Annotated in this window: 27 protein-coding genes and 3 pseudogenes; 27 read left to right on the forward strand and 3 right to left on the reverse strand. The window is 39.8% G+C overall.

All coding sequences use genetic code 11. From position 1 onward, the window contains the following. Positions 1 to 443 precede the first annotated feature (443 nt). The 5 genes from C7E02_RS12975 to C7E02_RS12995 all read left to right on the forward strand — a co-directional run bounded on the left by C7E02_RS12975 (position 444) and on the right by C7E02_RS12995 (position 3,143). Positions 444 to 869: a GNAT family N-acetyltransferase gene (locus C7E02_RS12975; protein WP_105309760.1), complete on the forward strand. Its 426-nt coding sequence runs from the start codon at positions 444 to 446 to the stop codon at positions 867 to 869. A gap of 31 nt (positions 870 to 900) precedes the next feature. Beyond that, positions 901 to 1,647 carry an alpha/beta hydrolase gene (locus C7E02_RS12980; protein ID WP_005342006.1) on the forward strand — a complete coding sequence of 249 codons (747 nt, stop codon included), beginning with the start codon at positions 901 to 903 and terminating at the stop codon, positions 1,645 to 1,647. A gap of 36 nt (positions 1,648 to 1,683) precedes the next feature. Continuing rightward, a complete protein-coding gene (locus C7E02_RS12985) occupies positions 1,684 to 1,869 on the forward strand; it encodes a DUF6440 family protein (protein WP_005342538.1) in 186 nt (61 codons plus the stop codon). Between the two features lie 88 nt (positions 1,870 to 1,957). Then, a complete protein-coding gene (locus C7E02_RS12990) occupies positions 1,958 to 2,485 on the forward strand; it encodes a hypothetical protein (protein WP_005342546.1) in 528 nt (175 codons plus the stop codon). A 55-nt stretch (positions 2,486 to 2,540) separates the two neighbouring features. Further along, positions 2,541 to 3,143, forward strand: a complete 603-nt coding sequence (locus tag C7E02_RS12995; RefSeq protein WP_005342549.1) for an alpha/beta fold hydrolase — start codon at positions 2,541 to 2,543, stop codon at positions 3,141 to 3,143. A 432-nt stretch (positions 3,144 to 3,575) separates the two neighbouring features. Here C7E02_RS12995 and C7E02_RS13000 read toward each other — a convergent pair whose 3' ends face one another. The 3 genes from C7E02_RS13000 to C7E02_RS19225 all read right to left on the reverse strand — a co-directional run bounded on the left by C7E02_RS13000 (position 3,576) and on the right by C7E02_RS19225 (position 5,195). Then, positions 3,576 to 4,421 (reverse strand): MerR family transcriptional regulator, encoded by an 846-nt coding sequence (locus tag C7E02_RS13000; protein WP_029731709.1) that lies wholly within the window; start codon positions 4,419 to 4,421, stop codon positions 3,576 to 3,578. A 92-nt stretch (positions 4,422 to 4,513) separates the two neighbouring features. Beyond that, positions 4,514 to 4,642, reverse strand: a complete 129-nt coding sequence (locus C7E02_RS13005; protein ID WP_081646537.1) for a TnpV protein — start codon at positions 4,640 to 4,642, stop codon at positions 4,514 to 4,516. A 379-nt stretch (positions 4,643 to 5,021) separates the two neighbouring features. After that, positions 5,022 to 5,195, reverse strand: coding sequence for a hypothetical protein (locus C7E02_RS19225; RefSeq protein WP_155961796.1), 174 nt, complete (start codon positions 5,193 to 5,195; stop codon positions 5,022 to 5,024). 116 nt (positions 5,196 to 5,311) lie between these two features. On the opposite strand from C7E02_RS19225, the gene C7E02_RS13010 reads away from it, so the two are divergent. The 22 genes and pseudogenes from C7E02_RS13010 (at position 5,312) to C7E02_RS13110 (ending at position 24,913) form a co-directional block, all read left to right on the forward strand. Continuing rightward, positions 5,312 to 5,683 (forward strand): GntR family transcriptional regulator, encoded by a 372-nt coding sequence (locus tag C7E02_RS13010; RefSeq protein ID WP_028087677.1) that lies wholly within the window; start codon positions 5,312 to 5,314, stop codon positions 5,681 to 5,683. A gap of 15 nt (positions 5,684 to 5,698) precedes the next feature. After that, a complete protein-coding gene (locus C7E02_RS13015; RefSeq protein ID WP_105309761.1) occupies positions 5,699 to 6,562 on the forward strand; it encodes an ABC transporter ATP-binding protein in 864 nt (287 codons plus the stop codon). Beyond that, positions 6,550 to 7,179 (forward strand): ABC-2 transporter permease, encoded by a 630-nt coding sequence (locus tag C7E02_RS13020; RefSeq protein WP_105309762.1) that lies wholly within the window; start codon positions 6,550 to 6,552, stop codon positions 7,177 to 7,179. Before C7E02_RS13015 ends, C7E02_RS13020 begins: the two co-directional genes overlap by 13 nt. A 41-nt stretch (positions 7,180 to 7,220) precedes the next feature. Continuing rightward, positions 7,221 to 7,510, forward strand: a pseudogene (locus C7E02_RS20500) (radical SAM mobile pair protein B); the annotation flags it as partial. Positions 7,511 to 7,655: 145 nt separating this feature from the next. After that, on the forward strand, positions 7,656 to 8,909 hold the full coding sequence (locus tag C7E02_RS13030; RefSeq protein ID WP_105309763.1) for an ATP-binding protein: 1,254 nt from the start codon (positions 7,656 to 7,658) through the stop codon (positions 8,907 to 8,909). 285 nt (positions 8,910 to 9,194) lie between these two features. Further along, on the forward strand, positions 9,195 to 9,659 hold the full coding sequence (locus C7E02_RS13035) for a sigma factor-like helix-turn-helix DNA-binding protein (protein ID WP_105309764.1): 465 nt from the start codon (positions 9,195 to 9,197) through the stop codon (positions 9,657 to 9,659). A 554-nt stretch (positions 9,660 to 10,213) separates the two neighbouring features. Next, the gene (locus C7E02_RS13040; RefSeq protein WP_242978823.1) at positions 10,214 to 10,909 is read left to right on the forward strand and encodes a TetR/AcrR family transcriptional regulator; all 696 of its coding nucleotides are present in this window, start codon (positions 10,214 to 10,216) and stop codon (positions 10,907 to 10,909) included. After that, positions 10,906 to 11,115: a cysteine-rich KTR domain-containing protein gene (locus tag C7E02_RS13045; RefSeq protein WP_080656560.1), complete on the forward strand. Its 210-nt coding sequence runs from the start codon at positions 10,906 to 10,908 to the stop codon at positions 11,113 to 11,115. Before C7E02_RS13040 ends, C7E02_RS13045 begins: the two co-directional genes overlap by 4 nt. Positions 11,116 to 11,207: 92 nt before the next feature. Next, entirely contained in the window at positions 11,208 to 12,956 is a 1,749-nt protein-coding gene (locus C7E02_RS13050) for an ABC transporter ATP-binding protein (protein WP_105309766.1), read from the forward strand. 2 nt (positions 12,957 to 12,958) lie between these two features. Further along, complete coding sequence (locus tag C7E02_RS13055) at positions 12,959 to 14,689, forward strand: ABC transporter ATP-binding protein (RefSeq protein ID WP_105309767.1); 1,731 nt, start codon at positions 12,959 to 12,961, stop codon at positions 14,687 to 14,689. 24 nt (positions 14,690 to 14,713) lie between these two features. Next, positions 14,714 to 15,298, forward strand: coding sequence for an MptD family putative ECF transporter S component (locus tag C7E02_RS13060; protein ID WP_105309768.1), 585 nt, complete (start codon positions 14,714 to 14,716; stop codon positions 15,296 to 15,298). Then, a complete protein-coding gene (locus C7E02_RS13065; RefSeq protein ID WP_105309769.1) occupies positions 15,295 to 16,017 on the forward strand; it encodes an energy-coupling factor transporter transmembrane component T in 723 nt (240 codons plus the stop codon). The genes C7E02_RS13060 and C7E02_RS13065 overlap by 4 nt, the downstream gene beginning before the upstream one ends. Positions 16,018 to 16,096: 79 nt before the next feature. After that, positions 16,097 to 16,354: pseudogene (locus C7E02_RS20685) on the forward strand (ATP-binding cassette domain-containing protein); the annotation flags it as partial. Positions 16,355 to 16,498: 144 nt separating this feature from the next. Further along, positions 16,499 to 16,969: an ATP-binding cassette domain-containing protein gene (locus tag C7E02_RS20690; protein ID WP_278336561.1), complete on the forward strand. Its 471-nt coding sequence runs from the start codon at positions 16,499 to 16,501 to the stop codon at positions 16,967 to 16,969. After that, on the forward strand, positions 16,926 to 17,333 hold the full coding sequence (locus tag C7E02_RS13075; protein ID WP_203226962.1) for an ATP-binding cassette domain-containing protein: 408 nt from the start codon (positions 16,926 to 16,928) through the stop codon (positions 17,331 to 17,333). The genes C7E02_RS20690 and C7E02_RS13075 overlap by 44 nt, the downstream gene beginning before the upstream one ends. A 104-nt stretch (positions 17,334 to 17,437) precedes the next feature. Then, positions 17,438 to 17,719: pseudogene (locus tag C7E02_RS13080) on the forward strand (metal-dependent transcriptional regulator); the annotation flags it as partial. A gap of 130 nt (positions 17,720 to 17,849) precedes the next feature. Then, complete coding sequence (locus C7E02_RS13085) at positions 17,850 to 18,464, forward strand: TetR/AcrR family transcriptional regulator (RefSeq protein ID WP_158683039.1); 615 nt, start codon at positions 17,850 to 17,852, stop codon at positions 18,462 to 18,464. 79 nt (positions 18,465 to 18,543) lie between these two features. Continuing rightward, positions 18,544 to 20,331: an ABC transporter ATP-binding protein gene (locus C7E02_RS13090; protein WP_105309773.1), complete on the forward strand. Its 1,788-nt coding sequence runs from the start codon at positions 18,544 to 18,546 to the stop codon at positions 20,329 to 20,331. Continuing rightward, entirely contained in the window at positions 20,324 to 22,066 is a 1,743-nt protein-coding gene (locus tag C7E02_RS13095) for an ABC transporter ATP-binding protein (RefSeq protein WP_105309774.1), read from the forward strand. Before C7E02_RS13090 ends, C7E02_RS13095 begins: the two co-directional genes overlap by 8 nt. A 30-nt stretch (positions 22,067 to 22,096) precedes the next feature. Further along, complete coding sequence (locus C7E02_RS13100; RefSeq protein WP_105309775.1) at positions 22,097 to 22,699, forward strand: MptD family putative ECF transporter S component; 603 nt, start codon at positions 22,097 to 22,099, stop codon at positions 22,697 to 22,699. Between the two features lie 4 nt (positions 22,700 to 22,703). Continuing rightward, positions 22,704 to 23,438 (forward strand): energy-coupling factor transporter transmembrane component T, encoded by a 735-nt coding sequence (locus C7E02_RS13105; RefSeq protein WP_105309776.1) that lies wholly within the window; start codon positions 22,704 to 22,706, stop codon positions 23,436 to 23,438. Between the two features lie 11 nt (positions 23,439 to 23,449). Beyond that, positions 23,450 to 24,913 (forward strand): ABC transporter ATP-binding protein, encoded by a 1,464-nt coding sequence (locus C7E02_RS13110; RefSeq protein WP_105309777.1) that lies wholly within the window; start codon positions 23,450 to 23,452, stop codon positions 24,911 to 24,913. Positions 24,914 to 25,255 lie beyond the last annotated feature (342 nt).

Below are 25,255 nucleotides of genomic sequence, written 5' to 3' on the forward strand. Positions count from 1 at the left end.
TCGTGACACAAAATTCCATTCAAAATGATCAATTTCCAGCTAACATTTGGGTTCCGCTCCGTTGTCACCCCTTATTCGGGGATGTAAATCAGAGAAAAGGCGGGAAAAGAAACAATCTCTCCCAAACCTGCAAACATAAATTAGCTGACTATCTTTGATAGAGAGCCTACAGATATCTTTGATATCCGTACGAGGGTATGGGGAATCGGAATCCCCATCAAGAGACTTACCCGGAGGTATGCCGTAGCCATAAAATGGCGATACGGTAATACCTGGGTGGATCTTGCTCTTATTTGTACCCCTCTATATAACGAAACGCTCAGAGGCTGTTTTACAGTGGGGGAAAAGAAAAAACATCAAAAAAATGATGATTAATGATGAGCTTGTGGTAGAATGGAAAAAAGAGAGAAGCATAAAGGATGTAGTTGTGGAGAAAATTTGTTATGATTAGAAAGTTGCTGAACGGAGATATCGATAGAGTTGCTGACATATGGTTAAAGACAAATCTGAAAGCACATTATTTTATTTCCAATCAATACTGGAAAAGTAATTATGAATTAGTAAAAGAAATGATGTCACAATACGAAGTTTATGTGTTTGAAGCAGATAAAATGATACAAGGATTTGTAGGACTAAATGATAAATATATAGAAGGTATTTTTGTCTCTGATGAAATGCAGTCATGTGGCATAGGTAAGCTTTTATTAGATTATGTTAAGGATAAAAAAGTTAGCTTACAATTAAATGTATACCAGAAGAATGCCAGAGCAATTTCTTTTTACCAAAGAGAAGGGTTCATTATTCAATGTGAAGGCTTGGATGAAGCTATTGGTGAAAAAGAGTACACTATGCTATGGAAACGAAAATAGAAATCGGAAGTTTACAGCGAGGTGAAAGAGGTTGAATTATGTAGAATATGGAAAAGAAAACAGCGATGTAATTATCCTCTTACACGGAGGCGGTTTATCATGGTGGAATTACAAAGAGGTTGCTGAAAGACTTCAAACAGATTATCATGTGGTTTTGCCTATATTAGATGGTCATGCAGGATGTGATAAGCAGTTTACAACGATAGAGAATAATGCTTTGGATATTATAGAATTTGTAAATAGCAAATTGGGCGGTTCTGTTTTAATGATGGGAGGACTATCGCTTGGAGGGCAGATTTTGCTTGAAATTTTATCTCAACGCAAAGATATATGTAAGTATGCAATAGTGGAAAGTGTACTTGTGATACCTTCAAAATTTACATATTCTATGATTAAACCGGCGTTTGGAAGTTGCTATGGCTTAATAAAGTATAAGTGGTTTTCAAAATTGCAATTCAAATCACTACGAATAAAGTCGAATTTGTTTGATGAATATTACAAAGATACTTGTGCTATTAGAAAGAGTGATATGATTGCCTTTTTACAGGAAAACTCAGTATATTCACTAAAAGATGGCATTGGAGAGTGTGAAGCAACCGTTCAAATTTATGTTGGAGAAAAAGAAAAGCAATCAATGAAAAAATCTGCTAAAATCATTCATGAAAAATTGCAGGATAGTTTTATACAAGTTCTTCCTAATATGTATCATGGAGAGTTTTCAATAAACCACGCAGATGATTATGTGAGAAAACTATTAGAAATAGTAAAGCGAAGGTAATTTTGAATTTAACGCTTGAAAAAAGGAGAAATAAACCTGGCAAAGAAAGAAGAAAGATTTGAAGCTACATTTAGAGACGGAAGTCAGCTTAAGGATGAAGGAGTTCGCCAAATCCTTGTAGATAAGGAGACTGGGGTTAACTATCTTTGTTGGAAATCTGGATATGGAGCGGCTATTACACCTCTTCTGGATTCAGAAGGAAAAATCATAGTTACAAAGTAAAATCGGGATTGACCGAGTTCTTTGAGTGAGATACACTTCTTGGACGAAGGGAAGGAAGAAGAAAAAAGTACTTTAGAGGTATTATGGAATGAGTAATAAATTGGTTGAGCACAAAGAATCAAAAGAAATATTAACTGGAAATCAAAAGAAAATTTTGTTTTGGATTTGTTTCATTATTTTAAGTATAGCTTTCATTACAGTCTGGATAAATATACTTTTGACATCTAAAGCATTTAATACACAAATGGAAGAGATGGTACTGGGAGAAGATTACTATATGGAGGATATTGTGATTACAGGTAAAAGGGCTGAAGATGCCTCGGCTGATACGATATCTCAGAATTATTTCTTCTACTACAACAATGGAAAAGTGAATGATTATCACAAGCGAATGCAAGTACCGGGATTTGTATATTCGGAATATAATGTAGGAGATTCCATAGCTGCATATACCACAGACCATGTTAGTTATTCTTATTACAAGTATGGGATTCTTCCGGATACAGAGTATACAAACAATGAATTAATGAAAGTGGCTGGCGTATTGCTTGGAATAGGAATATTTTTATTGGCTTTGTTTGGGGTATTAAGTAAGAAAATGAATTACAAGAAGTAACCAACTTCCAGTTTGTTTGTGCATTGATGGTTATCTTGAGCTTAGGAGGCGTTTAATGAAAACTGTTTTTTTACATGGGTTGGGACAAACTGCACAGGACTGGAAAGAAGTAGTCCAACAACTATCAATTTCTGATGTCGATTGCCCAGAACTTTTTTCTTCAACAGAAGATGAAATATCCTATTCGCAGATTTTGGGTGATTTAGAACAGCGGTATTCAGAAGTAAAAGAGCCGCTTCGTATCTGCGGTCTTTCGTTAGGTGCGCTTCTTGCGATTGATTTTGCTATTCGACATGAGGAAAAAGTGGATTCGCTGGTTTTGATTGGCGCACAATATAAAGTTCCAAGTTTACTGATAGATTTTCAAAATCTTATCTTCCGTTGTATGCCAAACAAGGTTTTTGAAAGTATGGGACTATCAAAAAGCAGCACCATAAAATTGGCTCACTCTATGCGGTCATTGGATTTTACTTTGCAATTAAATAATATTCGTTGTCCAGTAACAATTTTGTGTGGCAAAAAGGATACTGCCAATCTAAAGGCTTCTAAAAGGCTAAAAGAATTGCTACCCCAAGCTACTTTGCACATCGTTCCAAATGCAGGACATGAACTCAATAAATATGCACCAAACACGATTGCAGAGATATTAAATCAGTAAATTTATCGTGCAAAAAATATAGTAAGATAAATTGTCTGACAGGTAAGCGATCTCTCTCACTTTCATCACAACATCCCACTGTCCTTAGAGAGATGGACGAAGTATAATGTAAGCAACAATCGAAGTTTCAGGAAGAAAATCATGAGCAGTAGGGGAATTTTTATTTTAGCGATTACATGGATTGTTATGTCACCGTTTTGGTTCTGGGCAGAAAATATTGCGTTAGGTATCATATAGAAAAGAAAATTCTAATTGTCGTTCTGAGAATTTAACCGAATAACCATAGCACAAACCGCTGCTACATGGAAGCTAATAAACCATGCAACAGCGGTTCTTTTATTCGCCGGTATATGCAATTTCTATCTCATAGCCACCGTTCTCATAGTGGGAAAAATAGTATCTTATTGTTATTTCTGAAATATAAAATTTGAATCATAAAACTTCTTTCCCTCTCAAATCCATTTTTACCAAACCAACTACTAACAATCCAATAAAAATTGCCGTGTCCACAAATAACAGTACAACAACACTTTTTACCACTCCGAAAGTAAAAAGTATGGAGAAGATTTCCACTGACAACACAATAAAACACATATAATTTGTCAAATACTCTGTTATAATTTCTCCATAATAATTGTTCATCTGCAATTTCGCATAGATAAAAGGTTTTAATAAATAACGGATTATGATACATATAACAGGACAAATAAAAATCCAGTTTTTATTAACTAGGGATGTTGCCACTCCTTTACTCCATTGTACTGGAATTTCTGTCGGCAACTTAGAATAAGACAAAGCCCCAATAATCAAGCATAGTGCGGTAAGCATAGTCCAGGTAAGCATACTTCCCCATATATACAAAAAGCTGACTGAATCCAGTTTGAAAACAGTTCGATTATCTTTCCAATAGTCATGCAAATCTGTTATATACTGTTCTACCTGTAATTTTTCATAACTAATACTTTCTTCATCCAGCATTTTTTCACACATGAGTTTCGCCTTATTCAAATCAGTAATCTGATTTTTTAATACTTCCTTTTGCTTCTCAAGCATTTCCTGCAATGTTACTTTTTCGGATATAATACTTCGTATATCTTCAATAGAAATTCCCAATGTACGTAGATATGCAATCTTCTTTATATTTTCCACATCATTTTCAGAATAATCTCTATAACCATTACTTTCATTTCTCGAAGGCTCAATAAGTTTTTCCTTTTCATAAAAACGGATATTAGAACGGGATAAACCTGTTCGCTCTTCTACGTCTTTTATAGTCATATTATGCCTCCCTTTCGAGCAACTCTATTTTACTTAATAATAAGCTATAAACAAGGTTTACAGTCAAGCATTTATCAAAAAACATTCCTCTGTTAATTACAAATCAATTCTACAATCCTTTCAAAGCGTTCTTGTGCCGGTTCTTCTCTATCTGTAAGATAACTATTCAGCCTGCCACTTGTAAGCAGAATAATATAAACCGCTTTCTTATGTTCTCTCAGATAGTGTTCACTTAGCCATAAGCTGCCTTATTGATAAATAGCGGTGTACTACACCAATTTTTACACTATTTCCGCATAAATTGATGAATTAAGATGCACCCAGATAAAAACGTCAAAGCCGCAGAACCCTTTAAAATAAGGTTCTGTGGCACTTGATAACACAAGACAAAAACCAATCGCAACTAACAATATGTTTGTGCTCCAATTCAAGTGATTCCGTTTGAATTGGAAGCATACCAACTCCATTTATACCTAAAAAATAATACTCATCATCGTCGATATAGATTTAACAAGCAATCTTAGACAATTCTTGCAAATTGTCCTCAATGATTTTCCGACACCGTATCGGCACCCGTAAACTTGCATATAGTTTTCGCTGCTATGAAACAATCCCAGAAAATTCCCATTGTGGAGAATATACAAATTTTGATACTTGCAAAATAGACGAAAGCTCTGTTTTATTTTCTTCTTCTAAATAAGTTATCATTGAAGCCAGCATATCTTCTTCCGAAACAGTATTAAATAAACAAAATTGAATTTGATAGACAGCCACTCGCTTTTCCGAATGTATTTACATCTTTTCTCTTGACAGGTTCACACAAACCGCCTATACTGTGCTTATCGAATAAGTACACTTATTACGATAAGTACGCATGGTGAGGTGAGCAAGTGGAGATTATCATAAGTAATAGCAGTGATAAGCCTATTTACGAACAAATCTGTATGCAAGTAAAAAGTTTTATTATGGACGGCACATTATCTGCTGGCGAAGCCCTCCCTTCTATGAGAGCTTTAGCAAAAGATTTACATATCAGTGTTATTACCGTTCAGAGAGCATATGAAGATTTAACGAGAGATGGATTTATAGAAACTGTATCTGGAAAAGGCAGTTTTGTAGCATCACAGAACAGGGAATTTATTCAAGAGGAACAGTTACGAATTGCTGAAGAACTTTTACAAAAGGTCGCAGAAATTGGTCGAGCACATGGCATTAGTCTTGGGCAAATGACGAATATTCTAAAACTATTTTACGAGGAATAACGAGAGGTGACAGGCATGGATAACAACATTTTGGTGCAGAATTTATGCAAGCAATTCGAGGATTTTTCTTTGGACAATGTTTCGTTCAAAGTCCCTAAGGGCAGGATTGTAGGTTTTATTGGCGAGAATGGTGCAGGAAAAAGCACTACTATCAATCTGATATTAAATGAACTAAGCAAAGATAGCGGACAGATACAAGTCTTTGGAATAGACCATACAATTCCAACTGTCAAAGAAAATATTGGCGTCGTTTTTGATGAATGTAATTTTCATGATGTGTTTACAGCCGCAGATATTGAAAAAATCTTGAAAGAAGTTTATAAGACATGGGATAGTAACCTTTTTTCACAATACTTGAAAAAATTCAAAATCCCGACCAAGAAAACGATTGGCACATTTTCTAAAGGCATGAAAATGAAGTTGTCTATCATTTGTGCTATGGCACATAGACCTAAACTGTTGATTTTGGACGAAGCAACAACAGGTCTTGACCCCGTTGTGCGTGATGAAATATTAGACCTATTTTTGGAATTTATCCAAGATGAAGATTGCTCTATCTTCTTTTCGTCGCATATTACTTCGGACATACAAAAAATTGCAGACTATGTGATTTTAATTCATCAGGGAAAAATCATTTTCGAGGAACAGAAAGATAATCTTGTTTATAATTATGGCGTGGCAAAGTGCGGAAAAGAAAAATTTGCACAGCTTTCCTCTGATGATTATATCATACACCGAACTACAAATATGAGCGTGGAGTGTCTTGTTCATGACAAGGAAGCATTCAAACGAAAATACAAAAACATCATTGTGGATAATGCCACATTAGAAGATATTATGCTTTTCTATGTTAAAGGAGGTACATCATGCGAGGATTGATATATAAAGACATATCCATTTTCTTCAAGAGTATTGATAAGAAACTTATTCTGATTGCAGCAGCTATTGTTCTGCTTATTTTCAATGCTGGAATTTATGCTGGCTTATTTGCTTCCGTTATGTTTGCCATGACAATCGGTATGCAAAATATTATGAGTTTCGCAAGTGATGAAAAGGCAAGCTGGAAAAAATATCAATTAGCTATGCCGATAAGCAATTTTACTGTTGTTGCAAGTAAATATGTTTCCGTAATATATACTGTTGCAATCAGCATTTTGGGAAGCATTGCGTTCAATAGTTTATCCATCATAATTTTTCAAAACTTTGATATGCTTATCTGGTTATTTTCGATTGCAGCAGCAATTATTATCCCATTATTATGGACAGGAATTTGCTTGCCATTAACTTATTGGTTTGGTTTTCGTTCTGCGCAAACTATGGGATTGATTGTGGTAATTCCAATGTTTTACTTTGTAAAATATTTTGAAGATGGGCCGGGAATGGCTGCTATGGTAAATTCTGTTCATTCATATGTGCTAATCACAGGGATAGCGGCAATTTTGATTTTTGGAATTTCCCTCATAATAAGCATCATTGGATATAGTCGCAAGAATTAAATCTGCAATTACCATTCAGAAATAGCAAACCCAGCCGAGCCACACTAGATGAAAATTTCAAGAACGATATGGATTCTGCTTCGAGCATTGAGCACCGTATCGCTGCTATGAAGCAGGTATATGAGGCAGGTATCCGTACAGTTTGTTTCGTATCCCCGGTATCACGAATTTTGAAGCAATCTTTGAGCGGGTAAAGGATCAGTGCGATCTGTTCTGGCTCGAAAACCTCAATCTTCGAGGCGGTTTCAAAAAGACAATTATGGATTATATCGCCGGGAAATATCCTGATCTTGTACCACGTTACGTAGTCGATTATAGACACTGCAATCAAAAAAATCTGAAAATATATTTATCAACATTACATAAAAGTGTGTAGATGCACATAAAATGGGAATACATATTGAAATTCAGGTCGTTCTGTGATAGAATTTCATTACTAAAAAGTGTGCAGATGCACAGAAATGGGGAGTGTAACGATGGAGATTAAAAGAGACGCTTACCTACAGCAGCTGATTGAGCGAAAAGATAATGGAATGATAAAGGTGATTACCGGCATTCGTAGATGTGGCAAATCCTTTTTGCTGTTTACCATCTTTAAGAGATACTTACTGGAGAACGGCGTTGATGTTGATCATATTATTGAAATTGCATTGGATGGTATTGAGAACGAAGAATTAAGAGATCCCAAGGTATGCTTCAAGTACATCAAGGATGCCATGAAAGACGACGGGAAGTACTATCTCCTTTTAGATGAAGTGCAGTTCATGCCACGATTTGAGGAAGTGCTGAACAGCCTGCTCCGCATGAGCAATATTGATGTGTATGTCACCGGAAGTAATTCCAAGTTCCTGTCCAGCGACATTGTGACCGAGTTCCGTGGCAGAGGTGATGAGATTAGAATCTATCCTCTCTCCTTTGCAGAGTTTTATTCTGTCTATGACGGCGATTATGATGATGCCTGGGATGACTACATGATTTACGGAGGATTGCCGCAGATTATAAGTTTCCAGAGCGAACGACAGAAAGCGGACTATCTGAAGAACATCTTTGCAAATGTCTATCTGAAGGATGTTATTGAAAGAAATAAGATTCAGAACGTGGATGAGATTGGGATTCTGGTTGATGTGCTTGCATCTGCAATCGGCGCACCGACCAACCCTTCAAAGATTGCCAATACCTTTGCCAGTGAGCGCCAGATGACTTATGCTAATAAAACCATCTCCAAGCATATCGACCATTTGACAGATGCCTTTTTGATTTCCAAGGCAAGCCGATACGATATTAAGGGCAGAAAGTATATCGGTGCAAATCTGAAATACTACTTTACTGATCTGGGACTGAGAAATGCACGTCTGAATTTCAGACAGCAGGAGCCTACTCATATTATGGAGAACATTGTTTATAACGAGCTGTTGATCCGGGGCTACAATGTTGATGTGGGTGTCGTGGATATCTTCGATAAGGATAAAGATGGCAAACGTGTTCGCAAGCAGTTGGAGGTTGACTTTGTGGTGAATCAAGGAAACCAGAGATACTATATCCAGGTTGCATATGACATGACGTCGGAAGAAAAACAGACGCAGGAGTTCAATTCTCTGCGTAATATCCCGGACTCTTTCAAGAAGATCGTCATTGTAAATGGCAGCAAAAAGCCTTGGAGAAATGATGAAGGTTTTGTCATCATGGGAATGAAGTATTTCTTGCTGAATGCGAATAGTCTGGAATTTTAAGTCGATTTGAGTTGTTGCTGTGGTGTTGTTCTATTTCAAAAAAGAGTGAAATGATATAAATAAGGCCACGGCTGATTTCATGTTGGAACAGCCGTGGCTCAGATTATTTTTTTATCCGTACAAACGAGACTGTTCCGCAGATTATGTAGAACAGACAGAGTACGATTCCGATAGTGAGAACATACGAGAATAAAGATGAACTTAAGAACGAGATAAACAAAAGTTTGTTGAATTAAAAATGAAATAAAGTTCCAGTAATCATAGAGTGTATGGATTCAATTCCATATGCTCTTTTTCTTTACTGAAAAATCTAATGTTAAAAAAGACAGGAACCATGGAAAAGCAGAGCGCAAATGGAAGCTCTGGAAAGAGAAAGAAGAAAAGATTTTAAGAGACAGCGGTGTTTCCGAAGATATAATTGAAGCAATCCGTCTCTATGACCGTCAGGCATTTAATTCAGACAGACGCTATTATGAGCGTGTGCAGGAAACAGGTACATATCTGGATACGGTAGCAGCATCCACAGATCAGGCAGAACCGAAAACAGTACAGGACTTCCCGGATCATATTGAGAATCAGGAATTGTATCATGTACTGATCATCGTGGACAGGCTTACCCTTCAAATCGTTCTGATGAAGATCCAGGGGTATAGCACTCATGAAATCGCCAGGTATCTGAGGATTACCGAAAAGGCGGTTTACAGACGTATGGACAGGCTGAAAGAAAAAGTGAAAAAGATCTTCGAGTAGTTCATGATATTCACAAAGCAGGGTGTGAGAACAAACTCCACCCTGCTTTGTGATTTGAAATATAATGAATCGGTACAATTATTACATATGTAGTTGTTTTTATATTTTACAGAGGTCTGAATTCTTATGAAATAATGTAAAATTTCTTGCGATGAGAGATTTTATATCTTGTATATAGAGATAAAAGTTCAGATTCTCAATACTCTTTTTCATAAAATAAAGGGATTCCATTTCCACACAAAATTTCTCGTGCTTTTTCGCCTTTTGATTTTAGCCACCTAATAGAAGTTTGATGCTTAATTTACAATATCTTTAAATAAGTTGTTTGTAAAACAGAAAGTTTATACTTGATTGTTATATAGTGAACCAAGTGTTAGATGGTGCCATTAGTTATGGGCAGCAAACCGGTTGGGCTGAGTGAGCTGGTGAACACACGGAAAGCACCTACAGAGTTTTTTAATCTGCCATATTGTTTTTTGTTAGGTATTGTAATAACAATTTGAACTGCCCTATTGACAGCGAAAGTACTTCATGGTATATTGATACCGGTGGAATTGATACCAGTAGAATTAATTTGTGGAGGTGATGTAATGGCAAAGCGCATAGAAGGTGTAACAGAGAAACTGTTGGAGTGTGCAAAAGAAGAATTTTTAGCCAACGGTTATGAAAATACTTCTCTGCGCATCATTGCGGAAAAGGCCGGATATACCAAAGGTGTCATCTACATCCGTTACCCCGACAAAGAAAGCCTGTATCGTGCTTTAGTAGAACCTGTGGCAGATGGTCTTTGCAATTATTTAAAAAATGCTTTGGAAGGCTTCAAAACTCTGCCGGGCGAAGTGCAGAAAGTGAATGAAAGGTCGTATGCAGACGAAGGATTTCAAAAGTTTTTCGGGTATATCTATGAAAATTTTGATATATTCAAAATCCTTTTGATGAGTGGGGAAACGAAAGTCTATCAGGAATTTTTACACAGACTTGTTGAAATTGATACAGATTGTACCACGAAATTCATTGAGCAAACGAATAACGATGCTTTTTCTTCTGGAAGATTAACACCAGAATTAGCACACATCTTATCATACGCCTTTTACTCAGGTTTATTTGAAATCGTGATCCATAACATGCCGCAGGAACGGGCATCTGAGCATATCGGCAAGTTAAGAAAGTTTTACAACACTGGTTGGAAAACGATTTTTGAGGGTGATGAAGCAGAGCAAGTGAATGGAGAAAGGGGGAGTGTTTCTTGACTGACACTGAAACTTGGGTAGACACCGATGGATGGGTTTATTGCCCTGCTTGCGGAGCAAAGACTCGTACAAAAATCCACCCGGATACCGAGGCGCACCGATGGCCGTTATATTGCCGGAAGTGCAACCGGGAAAGCATTGTAGATATTAAAAATATGGTCATTCAATTATCATCCGAGCCAGACGCAGCGACGCCGAGCCGATAATTTGATGGAACGTAATTCCTCAAATTATCGGCTTTTCTTTTTTGCAAAACGGTTTGCTAAATCTAACTACAGTGAGAACAAGGAGGTTTATTATGGACAAAAGGAAATTAGAAAATCCGTTATCCCGGTTAATGGGATTGGCCGGAAAACAAAAGAAAAAATATGCACTATCAATCGTTCTGGCAATCTTGGGTGTTGCGGCTGGAATTATTCCTTATTTTGCTGTTGCAAGAATGCTGATCGCACTGATTGGCGGCACAAAAGAGATTTCATTCTTTGCCGCATACTGCCTGATGGCGGCAGCTGGATATTTGCTGAAAGTGCTGTTTTCCATTTGGTCAACATCCGTATCGCATACCGCCACCTTTGAGGTTTTGAAAGAAATTCGCAAAAAACTGCTTTCAAAACTCTCCCGCCTGCCTATGGGTGTGATTTTAGACACCCCTTCCGGGCGGCTGAAGGATACCATTGTTGACCGTGTCGAGGGATTGGAAACAACATTGGCTCATATGATACCGGAAATATCGGCGAATATGTTGATTCCCGTTATCCTGCTGATTTATGTTTTTGTTTTGGACTGGCGGATGGCTTTAGTTACTCTGATTACTCTACCCCTGGGAATGTGTTTTGTAATGATTATGTTTCGCACCTATCCGGCAAAGTATGAGGGTTCCGTTCAAGCAAGCCAGCAGATGAATAATGCCGTTGTAGAGTATGTAAACGGTATTGAGGTGATAAAAGCATTCAGTCAAAGCGCAAAATCATATCAAAAATATACAGATGCAGTAAATTATGATGCGTCTTATTTCTATAACTGGATGAAAAGCTGCCAGTGGCCCATGTCTGCTTATACTGCCATTTGTCCTGCAACGCTTTTAACCGTACTGCCCATTGGGTTCCTATTTTATGCGGGTGGCAGTCTTGCTATGACGGATTTTATTACAGTTATTATTATTTCTTTAGGAATCATCGGCCCTATCCTCGCCGCCAGCAATTATATGGACAGTATCGCCGCAATGGGAACGGTAGTCGGCGAGGTCTGCGGAATTTTGGATAAGGAAGAACTGGTTCGCCCGATGGAAGAAGTCGAGTTGAAGGATTTGACCATTGAAATGAATCAGGTGACATTTTCCTATCGTGCGGATAAGAAAGAGATTTTGCATGGAATTACGCTGAAAATCAGACCCGGAACTGTGACCGCATTGGTTGGACCGTCTGGTAGCGGAAAAAGCACCATTGCAAAGCTGATTGCAGGATTTTGGGATGTGGGCGGAGGCGAGATCACGCTTGGCGGCTGCGACCTGAAAAAAATACCGCAGAACCAGCTTGCAGATCATATTGCCTATGTATCACAGGACAATTATCTGTTTGATGATACGGTGCGGGAAAATATACGCATGGGACGGAAAGGTGCTACGGATGCCGAAGTAGAACAGGCCGCAAGAGATGCGGGCTGCGATGAATTTATTCAGGAACTGGAACAGGAATATGACACTCGTGTCGGCAGCGCCGGTGGTCATTTATCTGGCGGTGAACGCCAGCGAATTGCCATTGCCCGCGCTATGCTGAAAAATGCTCCTATCGTAATTTTGGATGAGGCCACCGCATATCTTGACCCGGAAAATGAGGCTGTTTTACAGACGGCCATTGGAAAGCTGGTTTCTGGAAAAACCTTGATTGTAATCGCACACCGGCTCTCCACCATTACCGATTCCGATCAGATTGTTGTTGTAAAAGAGGGCAGAATTGAAGATATAGGAACGCATGATGAATTGCTACACAGGTCTCCTTTATATCAGGAGATGTGGAACGCGCATATTGGAGCAAAGGATGGTGATTAAGAATGATTGGCGTATTTAAGAAAATTTGGAGCTTTTCTGGTTCTGAGCAAAAGAATATCCGCAATTCGATTATTTGGGGATTTATCAATGCAGTTTTTTATGCGGCTCAACTTGGCGCACTTTTCATGATTCTGGATGCACTGGTAACAGGAAATACAGATAACTCTGCTTCGTTGGCTGCATTTGGGATTATGGTATTAAGCATTGCCGGCAGAATCGTGACACAGTACATATCGCAACTTCAGCGTACCCATGCCGGATATTTTATGGTTGCTGATAAACGTGTGCAGATTGGTGATAAATTGAAAGTGGTTCCTATGGGCTATTTCAACCAAAACAGTTTGGGCAATATCACGGCAATCGCCACCACGATTTTGAGTGATGTAGAAAATGCCGCACCTGTTGTTTTGGTTACTTCTCTTGGTGGTTTTCTGACCTCGTTTGTTTTCTGCCTTGCGATTCTCATTTTTGACTGGCGTATCGGTATGATCGTGTTTGTGGGGATTATCCTGTTCCTTGTCGTGGTCTCTCTCATGGAGAAGAAATCCAGATCAGACGTGCCGAAGAGACAGGCAGCACAGGCCATGCTTGTGGAAACGGTTCTGGAGGCGATTCAGGGAATGAGCGTTGTAAAAGCCTTCAACCTTGATTTTAACAAAGGGAAAAAGGTTGACAATGCCATTGATGAAAGCTTCCGTAAAAACATGGTACTGGAAAAAGCGATGAATCCATATGTAGCAATCCAACAGGTAATTCTGTATCTGTTCAGCGTGCTGGTCATATTTGCTTCGGTCTGCTTTTATCTGGATGGCAGTATGTCGCTGGTATACTGTTTGATGATGATGGTTGCGTCCTTTATGGTATATGAACAACTTAAAATCGCAGGCAGCAGCATGGCAAATCTGCGTATTACAGAAAATTCCATCAACCGGGCAAACGAGATTGATGATGTTCCGGTTATGGATGAAAAAAGACGTACCATTACACCGGATTCCCACAACATTCAGTTTCATAACGTAACATTCTCTTATGAGAAACGGCCTGTTCTAAAATCGGTTTCTCTGACAATCCCGGATAAGAGTTTGACTGCGATTGTCGGGCCTTCCGGTTCCGGCAAGACGACACTTTGCAATCTGATTGCCCGCTTTTGGGATGTAAACAGCGGCGGCATCTCCATCGGCGGACAGGATGTGAAGGAATATACCTTTGACAGTCTGCTGAGAAACATCAGTATGGTATTCCAGAATGTCTATCTCTTTGATGATACGATTGAGAATAATATCAAGTTTGGAAAACTGGAAGCCACCCATGAGGAGGTTATTGAAGCCGCAAAGAAGGCTTGCTGTGATGATTTCATTTCAACTCTGCCGGATGGTTATAACACCGTAATCGGCGAAGGCGGCGCTTCTCTTTCCGGCGGTGAAAAGCAAAGGATTTCCATTGCCAGAGCCATGTTAAAGGACGCCCCCATTGTTATCTTTGATGAGGCAACGGCGAACGTTGACCCGGAAAACGAAGACCGTTTGCAGGCGGCGATTGAAGCTCTTACAAAAGATAAAACGGTCATTATGATTGCCCATCGACTGAAAACGGTTCGGAACGCGGATCAGATCGTTGTACTGAATAAAGGAAAGATTGTCCAGCAGGGTACGCACGAGCAGCTCATGGAACAAGGCGGAATCTATTCCGATTTCATTGGCCGACGCAAACAGGCAATCGGATGGAAAATATAATTAACAATAGAAAGGACAACGAAAATGGAAAAGAAACGAATTGGAGTTAAGGATCTTGTCAATATCGGTATTTTTGCAGTACTTTATTTCATCGCATTTTTTATTGCCGGGATTACTGGATTTATACCAGTCATGACGGTATTTTATTCGGTGGTACTTGCCGTCCTCGGAGGAATCCCCTGCATCCTGTTTTTTACTAAGACAGATAAATTCGGAATGGTCACGATTCTTTGTCTGCTTATGGGAATTGCGACTTTCATGATGGGATATGGGCCTTACGCCATTGGCACGAGCCTGATCTGCGGGCTTGCCGCTGATTTTATCCTGAGAGTCGGGCAATACAAAAGCTGGAAACATATGCTGATTGCTTATTGCGTGTTCAGCGAGTGGGTCATTGGTTCCCAGGTTATCCTGTTCCTTTATAAAGATGCTTATCTGGAAAGCTACCGCGCCAGTCAGGGGGACGCCTATGTGGAGGCCGTGTCTGCCGTAGTGAAAAGCTATATGATTCCCGTTGACATTGTGTGTGTGATTGTGGGCGCAATCGTAGGCGCGTATATTGGCCGCGCTATCTTAAAAAAGCATTTCAAACGTGCGGGGATCGTATGATGGCAGACAAAGCGGGAAAACACAGTCAACTATCCGTTGTTTCCTTCGACCCAAGGACAAAGCTCTATGCTCTGCTGATTTTCAATATTGTCATGTTGACATCGCTGACAGAAGGTGTTTCTGTCTACTTAAAACCATTTCTGGCCATTCTTGCGTTCTTGTTTCTACTGAATGCAAGAATGACGAAAACAGCGGTTATTTACCTTGTGTTATATGTGGTTTCGTGGAATGCGGAATTTTTCTTACAGTATATATCCGGCATGAGCCTCGGCGGGTTTCTGATTCGATTTTTCAGTCACATGATTACCCGAATTGTCCCCGGATTTATGTTTGCGTATTATATGCTCAGAACAACACGGGTAAGCGAATTTATTGCGGCTATGAAACGAATGCACATCAGTCAGAAATTGATCATTCCCATCTCCATCATGTTTCGCTTTTTCCCAGCCGTAGGAGATGAATATGCTTCCATTCAAGATGCTATGCGGCTTCGGGGAATTGGAATTCGAAAAGGCCCTATTGCGATGGCAGAATATCGCCTTGTGCCATTGATCATTTCTTTGGTAAAAATCGGTGATGAATTGTCTGCCGCTGCTGTTACGAGAGGTCTTGGCCGTCAGAATGAGCGAAGCAATTACTGTACAATTGGATTCAAGGCATGTGATATATGCTTACTACTTTTAATGACAGGCGTATTTCTTGTCTATCTTATCTGTTAGGGAGGTCTGCTATGATTAAATTTCAGAATGTATCGTTTGGCTATAAAGACAGCGCACAGAAAAACAGCCTGTTTGCGAAACGGCAAAGCTGGTAGGATCGGTATTTCAAAATCCGCTCTCTCAGTTTTTTAATGTGGATTCTACCAGTGAGATCGTATTTGGCTGCGAGAATATGGGCTGGCCTGTTCCCGATATTAAAAAGCGTTTGGAACAAATATCTCATGATTTTGACCTTGATAATTTGCTGGAACGGAATTTGTTTCACCTCTCCGGCGGTGAAAAGCAAAAAATCGCCTGTGCTTCTGTTACAATGCCCGACCCCGATGTGATGGTCTTAGACGAGCCTGCCTCAAATCTGGACTGCCGTTCTATACAGATACTTGCGGATATTATCGCTGTGTGGAAGAACAATGGAAAAACTGTAATCATTGCGGAACATCGCTTGAATTATCTGAAAGCGGTTGCTGATAGGGTGATCTATATGGAGGATGGGCAAATTGTGGAGGATGTTCCCGCAAAGCAGTTTTGGAACCTTCCGGTAGAGGTAATTAAGCAGAGAGGACTTCGTTCCATTGTGCCAGTAACATTCGAGAGAGTGCCACCCCTGTGTCATGGAAACGGCATATTGGAAGTGAAAAACTTTCATTTTTCCTATAATGGCGTACTGGATTTGGATATACCGTCTTTATCTATTCCTGCGGGAGCTGTTGTCGGAATTATCGGTAACAATGGTACCGGGAAAACAACTTTTGCCCGGTGCCTTTGCGGATTGGAGAGGAAAGCTACCGGTGAGATTAGTATAGAAGGTGAAGTATTAAACCGCAAAAAGAGATTGAAAAACAGTTACCTTGTCATGCAGGATGTGAACCACCAGCTTTTTACAGAGAGTGTGGAAGAAGAAGTCTTGATTGGTATGCCGGGAAGTGAGGAAAAAAAATCGACCAGAAGCTGAAAACATCTTAAAAAGTATGGATTTACTTCCCCTAAAGGAGTTGCATCCACTTTCTCTCTCCGGCGGCCAAAAACAGCGTGTTGCTGTGGCAAGCGCATTGTCGTCGAGAAAGAAAATATTAGTATTTGATGAACCGACAAGTGGACTTGACTATCACCACATGATTGAAGTGGCGGAAAATATCCGCCAACTTTCTGCGATGGGTAAGACGCTGTTCATCATCACACATGATCCAGAACTGATTGCCGAGTGCTGCAATTTCTTTATTTTCATGGAGATGGGGAGGATTAAATGGAGCGGCGGATGGTCTGCTGATAACCGACAACGCTTGCGGGATTTCTTCTCCGTAATTCAAGAAATGTAGGAAATCGAGTTCAAAGAAAGGGGCACACCAAGATTTTCTCTTTCATTGTCCGTGAAGCGATTACGGAAATACAAAAAAGGCAGGAACAAGAGCAAAAAGAGTTTATGAAGTCAGCAATAACTCCGTCCGGGGAGGACTATCTGGAGGCCATCCTTGTTCTCCGAAAGAAACTCGGCATGGTGCGCTCCGTAGACGTGGCCCGGCACATGAGAGTGTCAAAACCGAGTGTTTGTGTGGCGGTCAACACCCTGAAAGACGGCGGCTTTCTCACAATGGATGAAGATCACCTTCTCCATTTGACCGATGTAGGCCGCGAGGTTGCCGAAAAGATTTATGAACGTCATTGCTTCTTTACGGAACAGCTTATCGCAGCAGGTGCTGTTCCTGGTCAATTCTTTTTATTACAACCATTATAAAGTTCTTATTGACAAATAGCGATTAAGGCACTATACTGAAAGCACCACTATCGAAAGTGGTGCTTTCAGTATTAGGTAAAGGAGAAAGGAGATTGAGATTGTGTCTAAGCCAGATACAAGTATTGATCCACGCATTTTGGAATCCGCAAAAGAAGAATTTTTGCTGCGTGGATATGAAAAAGCATCTACGAATGTGATTTGTAAAAACGCAGGTGTAACATGGGGAGCATTGGCGAAAAGATATGCAGGAAAAAATGAATTATTTTGTGCTCTGGTATCTCCAGTTGCGGAGAGCTTCAAAGAAACACTAAAAACACAGCAGGTTCAATTTCACTCTTTGCCAGAACAGGATAAGAAGGTTATATTGCCTGATTCTGAGAAAAACGTGGTAAACTTCGTTGACTATATTTATGATCACTTTGATGAATTTAGATTATTGATCGTTTGTTCTGGCGGTTCTTTTTATGAAAATTATCTGGATGAATTAGTTGACATTGTTGTAGAATCCATGATGCAGCTCATGGGCGAAATGGGACACCGGATCATGATTCATGGGAAAGAGGTAACGCCGGAACTTGTGCATATTTTGGTGAGTTCAAATTTGTATGGCTATTTTGAACCCATTACACACGGCATGAACCGCGAGGATGCAAGGATCTATGTTGAACAATTAAAATACTTTTTCGATATTGGGTGGGATAAAATTCTCCGTTAGAAAAATAAGTGCCGTTTACCGGCATTTATTTTTGACAGAGGGTTAGAAGTTGCTAACTGCTATAAGGAGGAATGATACGATGAAAAAACGAGGCGTATTTGCCCGTTTGTTCAGTTATATGGGCAGATTCAAAATCACAATGGTACTTTCAATCATATTGGCGGCTGTTGCTGCTGTATTGAATTTGAGTGCATTTGTTTGTGTTTATAACGTTGGAAAAGAAATTGTCCAGTCTTTAGGAGATTTTTCTAAGCTGGATCAGGCATACATGAAAGAATTGGGATGGCAGGCCGTTTTTCTGATTTCGGCATCATTTGGAACGTATGGATTTTCACTGCTCTTTTCCCATATTACAGCGTTTAATACTGTGGCGAAAATCCGAATTCATTTAGTGGAACATATTGGGCAGCTTCCATTGGGCTATCACTCGCTTAATCCAAGTGGAAAGCAAAGAAAGATTATTGAAAAGAATACCGATAACATGGAAACACTAATTTCCCATCAGATACCGGATTTTGTACAATCGGCGGTTCTTCCAGTTGCATTTCTGGTCTTTATGTTCATGTATGACTGGCGGTTATCTTTGATTTGCTTGCTCCCTATTCTGATTGGCTTCGGCGTTCTTGCGACTATGTTGAAAGGCACAAGTGAAGGGCTTGCAAAGCAATACCAAAAGTCTGCGGAGGATATTAGCAATGCGGCTACGGAATATGTCCGAGGAATTTCTGTTGTGAAAGTGTTCGGGCAGACGGCTAATTCCTTTCGGCGCTATAAGGCAGCTGTAAAAGAATACAGCGATTATGTGATCCAGTATGCACTTTCTATGGAAAACAGCGACAGCATTTACAATACCGTTATCAATGGGATTTTCTTCTTTTTGATACCGGGAGGCATAATTCTATTTAATGGCAGCCGCGACCCGGAACGCATGATATTGAGTTTTATCTTTTTCGCGGTACTGATTCCCGCTGTAGTTACTATTTTGAACCGGATTATGAAAAGCTCCTCTAACATGATGGTTGCAAGTTCCTCGCTGGATGCGATTGAAAAAATATTGAATGAACAGCCATTACCGCAAGCTGCCGTTACAAAGCGTCCTGACAATTATAATATCACGTTAGACCACGTTTCCTTTTCTTATGAGGAAGGAGCAGAGAAAGCGTTGGATGATATTTCTCTTACGATCAAACAAGGCACAATTACTGCTTTGGTTGGGGAATCGGGCGGCGGAAAGAGTACGATAGCAAATCTGATTGCCCGATTTTGGGATGTACAAAGCGGTTCTGTAAAAGTAGGCTGTATTGATGTCAGAGATATGGATTATAACGAATGGATGAATCAGGTCAGCATTGTTTTTCAGGACACAAACCTTTTCAAAATGTCCATTGCGGATAATGTGGCATTTTATACGCCTGGAGCATCAAGGGATAATATACTGCGGGCGCTCCATTTAGCACAATGTGATGACATACTGGAAAAGCTGCCGGATGGCGCAGATACGGTGATTGGAACAAAGGGCGTTTATCTTTCAGGGGGAGAAATGCAGCGCATTTCATTGGCTCGTGCAATTTTGAAGGATGCACCGGTAGTGCTTCTTGATGAAGCGACAGCTTTTGCTGATGCAGAAAACGAACACTTAATTCAAAAGGCACTGGACGAATTGTTGCGTGGAAAGACTGTTTTGATGATTGCACATCGTTTGTCCACAGTAGTTCATGCAGATCAGATTTGTGTTTTGGAGCGTGGAACAATTGTAGAAAGAGGAACTCATAACGAATTATTGAAATTGGACGGAGTGTATGCCCACATGTTCCATGAATATCAGAACAGTATTTCATGGCGGATTGGAGGGAAAAAGGATGCTTAAAAAAATATTTCATTTGAGTGAAGAAGGAAGCAAAGCCGTCATGAAAGCAAGCCTTTGCATGACAATTTTTAATCTTGCCACTTTGCTTCCGATTATTCTGCTGGCAATGGTAACAAATGAGATGCTGAACAGCTATTTTGGTTACACGCAGGCGTATATTTCTCTTTGGTGGTATTTTGGTGTCTCGCTGGCCCTAATGGTGATTATTTTTCTTACATATCGGCTGACATACCGTAAAAAATACTACACATCAGGAAAAGAAGATATGCGCCTGCGTATGGAATTAGCAGATAAAATACGCAAACTTCCTCTGTCCTATCTGGAAAGACGAGACTTAAGCGATTTGACTTCCGTTATCATGGATGATGTTGCAACTACTGCTAATACGCTTGCAAACACATTAACAGAATTAATTAGCGACCTCTGCTCCGGCATGATAGCTCTTGTACTGCTCTTTGTTTATAACTGGTATTTGGCGCTTAGTTTAGCTGCTTGCCTGCCATTGGCGGTAATTGCTATGTCTCTGTGCAAACTTATTTCAGAGGGGACAAACAAAAAAAACAAGCAAAAAAAACTGGCGATCAGCGACGGCCTGCAGGAGTACCTGGAAAATATAAAAGTTTTGCGTACATCTCCAAAGATGGAAAATTATCAGAAGATGCTTGCTGCCAAAATAAAGAAGATTATACCGGGACTTGTTCTGCATGAACTTTTAGCGGGGCTGTCCATTTCCATTTCCTACAATGTTATGCGTATTGGTCTTGGCTTTGTTATTATTTCCGGCTCGATGCTGCTGGCTTCTGACAAAATCAGCCTGATTACATTTCTGATCTTTTTGTTCGTGGCTGTCAGAATTTATGAGCCGCTTACAAAAGCGTGTGAGATGCTTGGCGAAATGATATATTCTCTTGTCAGCGCCAAAAGAATCCGGGATCTGCTGGATGGCCCGGAACAACAGGGACAGGAGGACATTCAAATCGGACAGTATGATATTACTTTCGATCATGTGAGTTTTGGTTATAATCAGGAAGATGTCATTCACAATGTTTCTTTTACAGCAAAGCAGGGGGAAATCACGGCACTTGTAGGCCCATCCGGTTGTGGGAAAAGTACCCTGTGCAAACTGGCTGCACGTTTTCATGATGTAAAACATGGAGAGGTACAGATTGGTGGAATCAATGTAAACGAGATTGTGCCTGAAACATTATTTAAGAACTATTCTATTGTTTTTCAGGATGTCGTGTTGTTTAACGACACCATTTACAACAATATTAAAATCGGTAAAGAAAATGCAACACGGGAAGAAGTCATTGCCGCCGCAAAGCTCGCCCAGTGTGATGAATTTATTGACCGGCTGCCTATGGGTTATGACACGATCATTGGTGAGAATGGAAAAACCCTATCCGGAGGTGAACGACAGCGGCTTTCGATTGCTCGTGCCTTTTTGAAAGATGCTCCTGTTATCTTATTGGATGAAAGTACCGCCTCTATTGATCCGGAAAATGAAACGAAAATTCAAGAGGCTATTGGCAAATTAATTAAAGACAAGACAGTACTAATTATCGCCCATAAACTGCGTTCCATTGTAGAGTGCGATAAAATCGTCGTTTTGAAGGAAGGGCATTTAGTAGAAGAAGGCACACACAATGAGTTGTTGAGGCAATCCGGCTTATATCACCGCTTGTATTCTTTGCAAAATGAAAGTATGGATTGGACTGTCAAAGCACAAATATAAAAGTTTAGAGGACAAAGAAAGGAAATAAACATGAGGAAAGAAAAAAATACCACACGTTTGAATGGAAAAGACTTGTTAAATGTCGGGATTTTTACCGCAGTCTACTTCGTGTTGAACCTGCTTGTGGCAGCCGTACTTGGACTAATACCGGCAGTCAGTATGCTGGTGCCGTTAGTAAGTTCATTTATTTTAGGGATTCCAATGATGCTGTATTTTATGAAGATAAAAAAATTTGGCATGGTTTTGATTACCTATATTGTATATGGCGTTTTGCTTGCACTGGCAGGTGTTGGAATTTATACGCTGGTTCTTGGGATTGTTTTTGCACTGATTGCAGAGTTGTTATTGCGTTTGGGAAAATACCAGAAACCGAATCTGGCGATTCTTGCTTTTGCGATTGCCAGCATTGGTGCAAATGGGAATGTCCTCTCTATGGTGTTGGCAAGTACAGAATATCTTGAAGGAAAGGCGGCTACATACGGATCAGAGTATATGCAGCTCATGCAGAGCTATTTCAGTGAATGGTGGGTACTTCCCCTGCTTGCTCTATCAGCCTTTCTTGGCGGATTACTGGGTGGCCTGTTAGGTAAGTCTGTCTTCAAAAAACATTTTATCAGGAGCGGGGTACTTTAACGAAATGAAATCAATATTATACGACACAAAACCCACGATCAGGCAGATGTATCTTGATCCGCGCACGAAAATCCTGCTTTGTGTTACGGTTTCGTTTGTGATGATTGCAAGCGACAATACAGGGGTTATGCGCTATGTGCTTCCTTGTATGGCACTAATCCCGCTGGCAGCATTTATTATTTTGAAAAAATATGCAATAGCGACTTATTATGCTGTACTGTATATGATTTCCATTATTCTCCCGGATTATGCAATGGAGCATTTCCCGGCAATCGTAAATATTCTTTTTACCGGAATTATAGCAATATTTACAAAAATATTGCCGGGTATGTCGATGTTTAGTTTTTTGATATTAACTACGACTGTAAGTGAATTTGTTGCTGCTATGGATAGCTTACATATCCCTAAAAGTTTTACGATTCCGGTTTCAGTGATGTTCCGATTCTTCCCTACAATCAAAGAAGAATATTCCGCGATTCGTGATGCAATGCGGCTAAGAAATGTTGGCTCATGGCGTAATCCAACGAAAATGCTGGAATATCGTATGGTTCCTTTATTGACGGGACTGCTCTCCATAGGTAATGAGTTATCAGCATCCGCTTTAACAAGGGGGCTGGATGCGCCTAACCGGCGTACTAATGTGTGCCCGATTGGTTTTCATTGGCAGGATGCAATTGCAATGTTGTTTTGCACCATCGTGATAACTCTGTATGCCTTATCTTCTGCATTTGGGTGGTAGGAGGTGAAAATGTGATAGAGATCAAACAGGTATCATTTACTTACGACAATGCAACAAATGGAACTGCTATACGAGATATAAACGTCCAAATCCCAAAGGGACAGATCGTTCTTCTTTGCGGAGAATCCGGTAGCGGCAAAACAACATTCAGCAGACTTATAAATGGCCTGATTCCAGCTTATTACGATGGTGATCTGAATGGGCGTGTTATGGTATCACAAAAAGATACCAGTAAGGTTGAACTGCATGAGTTAGCGCCTGTTATTGGTTCTGTATTTCAAAATCCAAAGTCACAATTTTATACACTTCTGACAGATACGGAAATAGTATTTGCCTGTGAAAACATTGGAATGGAAAAAACAGATATTTTAGGTCGTTTCAACAGTACAGTGGACTCTCTCCATATTGAAAAACTGATTGGGAAAAGCCTGTTTGCCCTTTCTGGTGGGGAAAAACAGAAAATTGCCTGTGCTTCAGTTAATGCTCTACTGCCAGATATATTTGTTTTGGACGAGCCTACTTCCAATCTCGATATTGGAACAATACGTGATTTGCAAGAAATTTTAATCGGCTGGAAAGCACAGGGGAAAACAGTTATTATTGCCGAACACAGACTTGCATGGCTGCGTAATATTGCAGACAGAATTCTATTCTTTCAGGGTGGAAGAATTACCGGGGATTTTGAGGCCTCTATTTTTTGGAAGAAACCGCCTGCCGAGTTCCACAAAATGGGGCTTAGGGCAGCCTATAGCTTTATTCCACATTGCAGAAAATCTATAAATACACTGGAAACACTGGAATTTCAGAATTTTCATTTTTCAATTAATGGAACTGAACTGCTAAATATTGACTGCTTAGATATTCCTAAAGGCACATGTGTTGCCATCTTAGGGGACAATGGAGCTGGCAAGACCACTTTTGCCCGTTGTATATGTGGTTTAGAAAAGAAAGCGGCAGGGACCTTGAATTATAATGGACAGATATATTCGGTAAAACAACGGCTACGTCTTTGCTATTTGGTTATGCAGGATGTTAATCACCAGCTTTTCACAGAGAGTGTCATAGATGAAGTTCTGCTAGGAATAAATAATTTGCCAGCAGAGGAAAAAACTTCTATGGCGGAAGAAATATTAACTGTTCTTGATTTGATTGATTACAGAGATGCTCATCCCATGTCGCTTTCCGGCGGGCAGCGGCAAAGAGTAGCTATTGCGAGTGCTATTGCCTCAAACAAAGAAATAATCATATTTGACGAACCGACCAGCGGTTTGGACTATCGCCACATGAAAGAGGTAGCAAAAAGTATCAATCGGCTTAGGTCTATTGGAAAGACACAATTTATTATTACTCACGATCCCGAACTAGTAGCGTCTTGCTGTGATTATTTCATATTCATGGAGAGCGGAAAAGTTATGTATAGCGGTAATTGGACAGAAGAAAACATCCGATTTGTGTCCGAGTATTTCAACGTCTAATGTAATTTATCTTTAATGATACAACCTATAAGAATATTTGAGGAATAAATGAGGTGGTGGTAATATGGGAAATTAACTGTGCTTGATTTAGAGGAGAATGGCAGACAGATCGGTGAAAACCTGTTCTCATGAATGAATTTATCCCCCTGCGATGAAGGCTTATTTGGAGACAATCTTAATAGTAGCTAAAAAGAAAGTTGAGGTCTGCTCTACTGATATAGCTCGATAATTAGATGTTAGCAAGCTAATCATCTGAAGAGCAATGACTGTCTTGAAAAATGGTAGATACCTTACAATAGACAATCACGGTTTTCTTCGTCTTACCGATTTACAACAAGAAAC

Source organism: Dorea sp. Marseille-P4042 (assembly GCF_900290215.1).
Lineage (GTDB): Bacteria > Bacillota > Clostridia > Lachnospirales > Lachnospiraceae > Dorea > Dorea formicigenerans.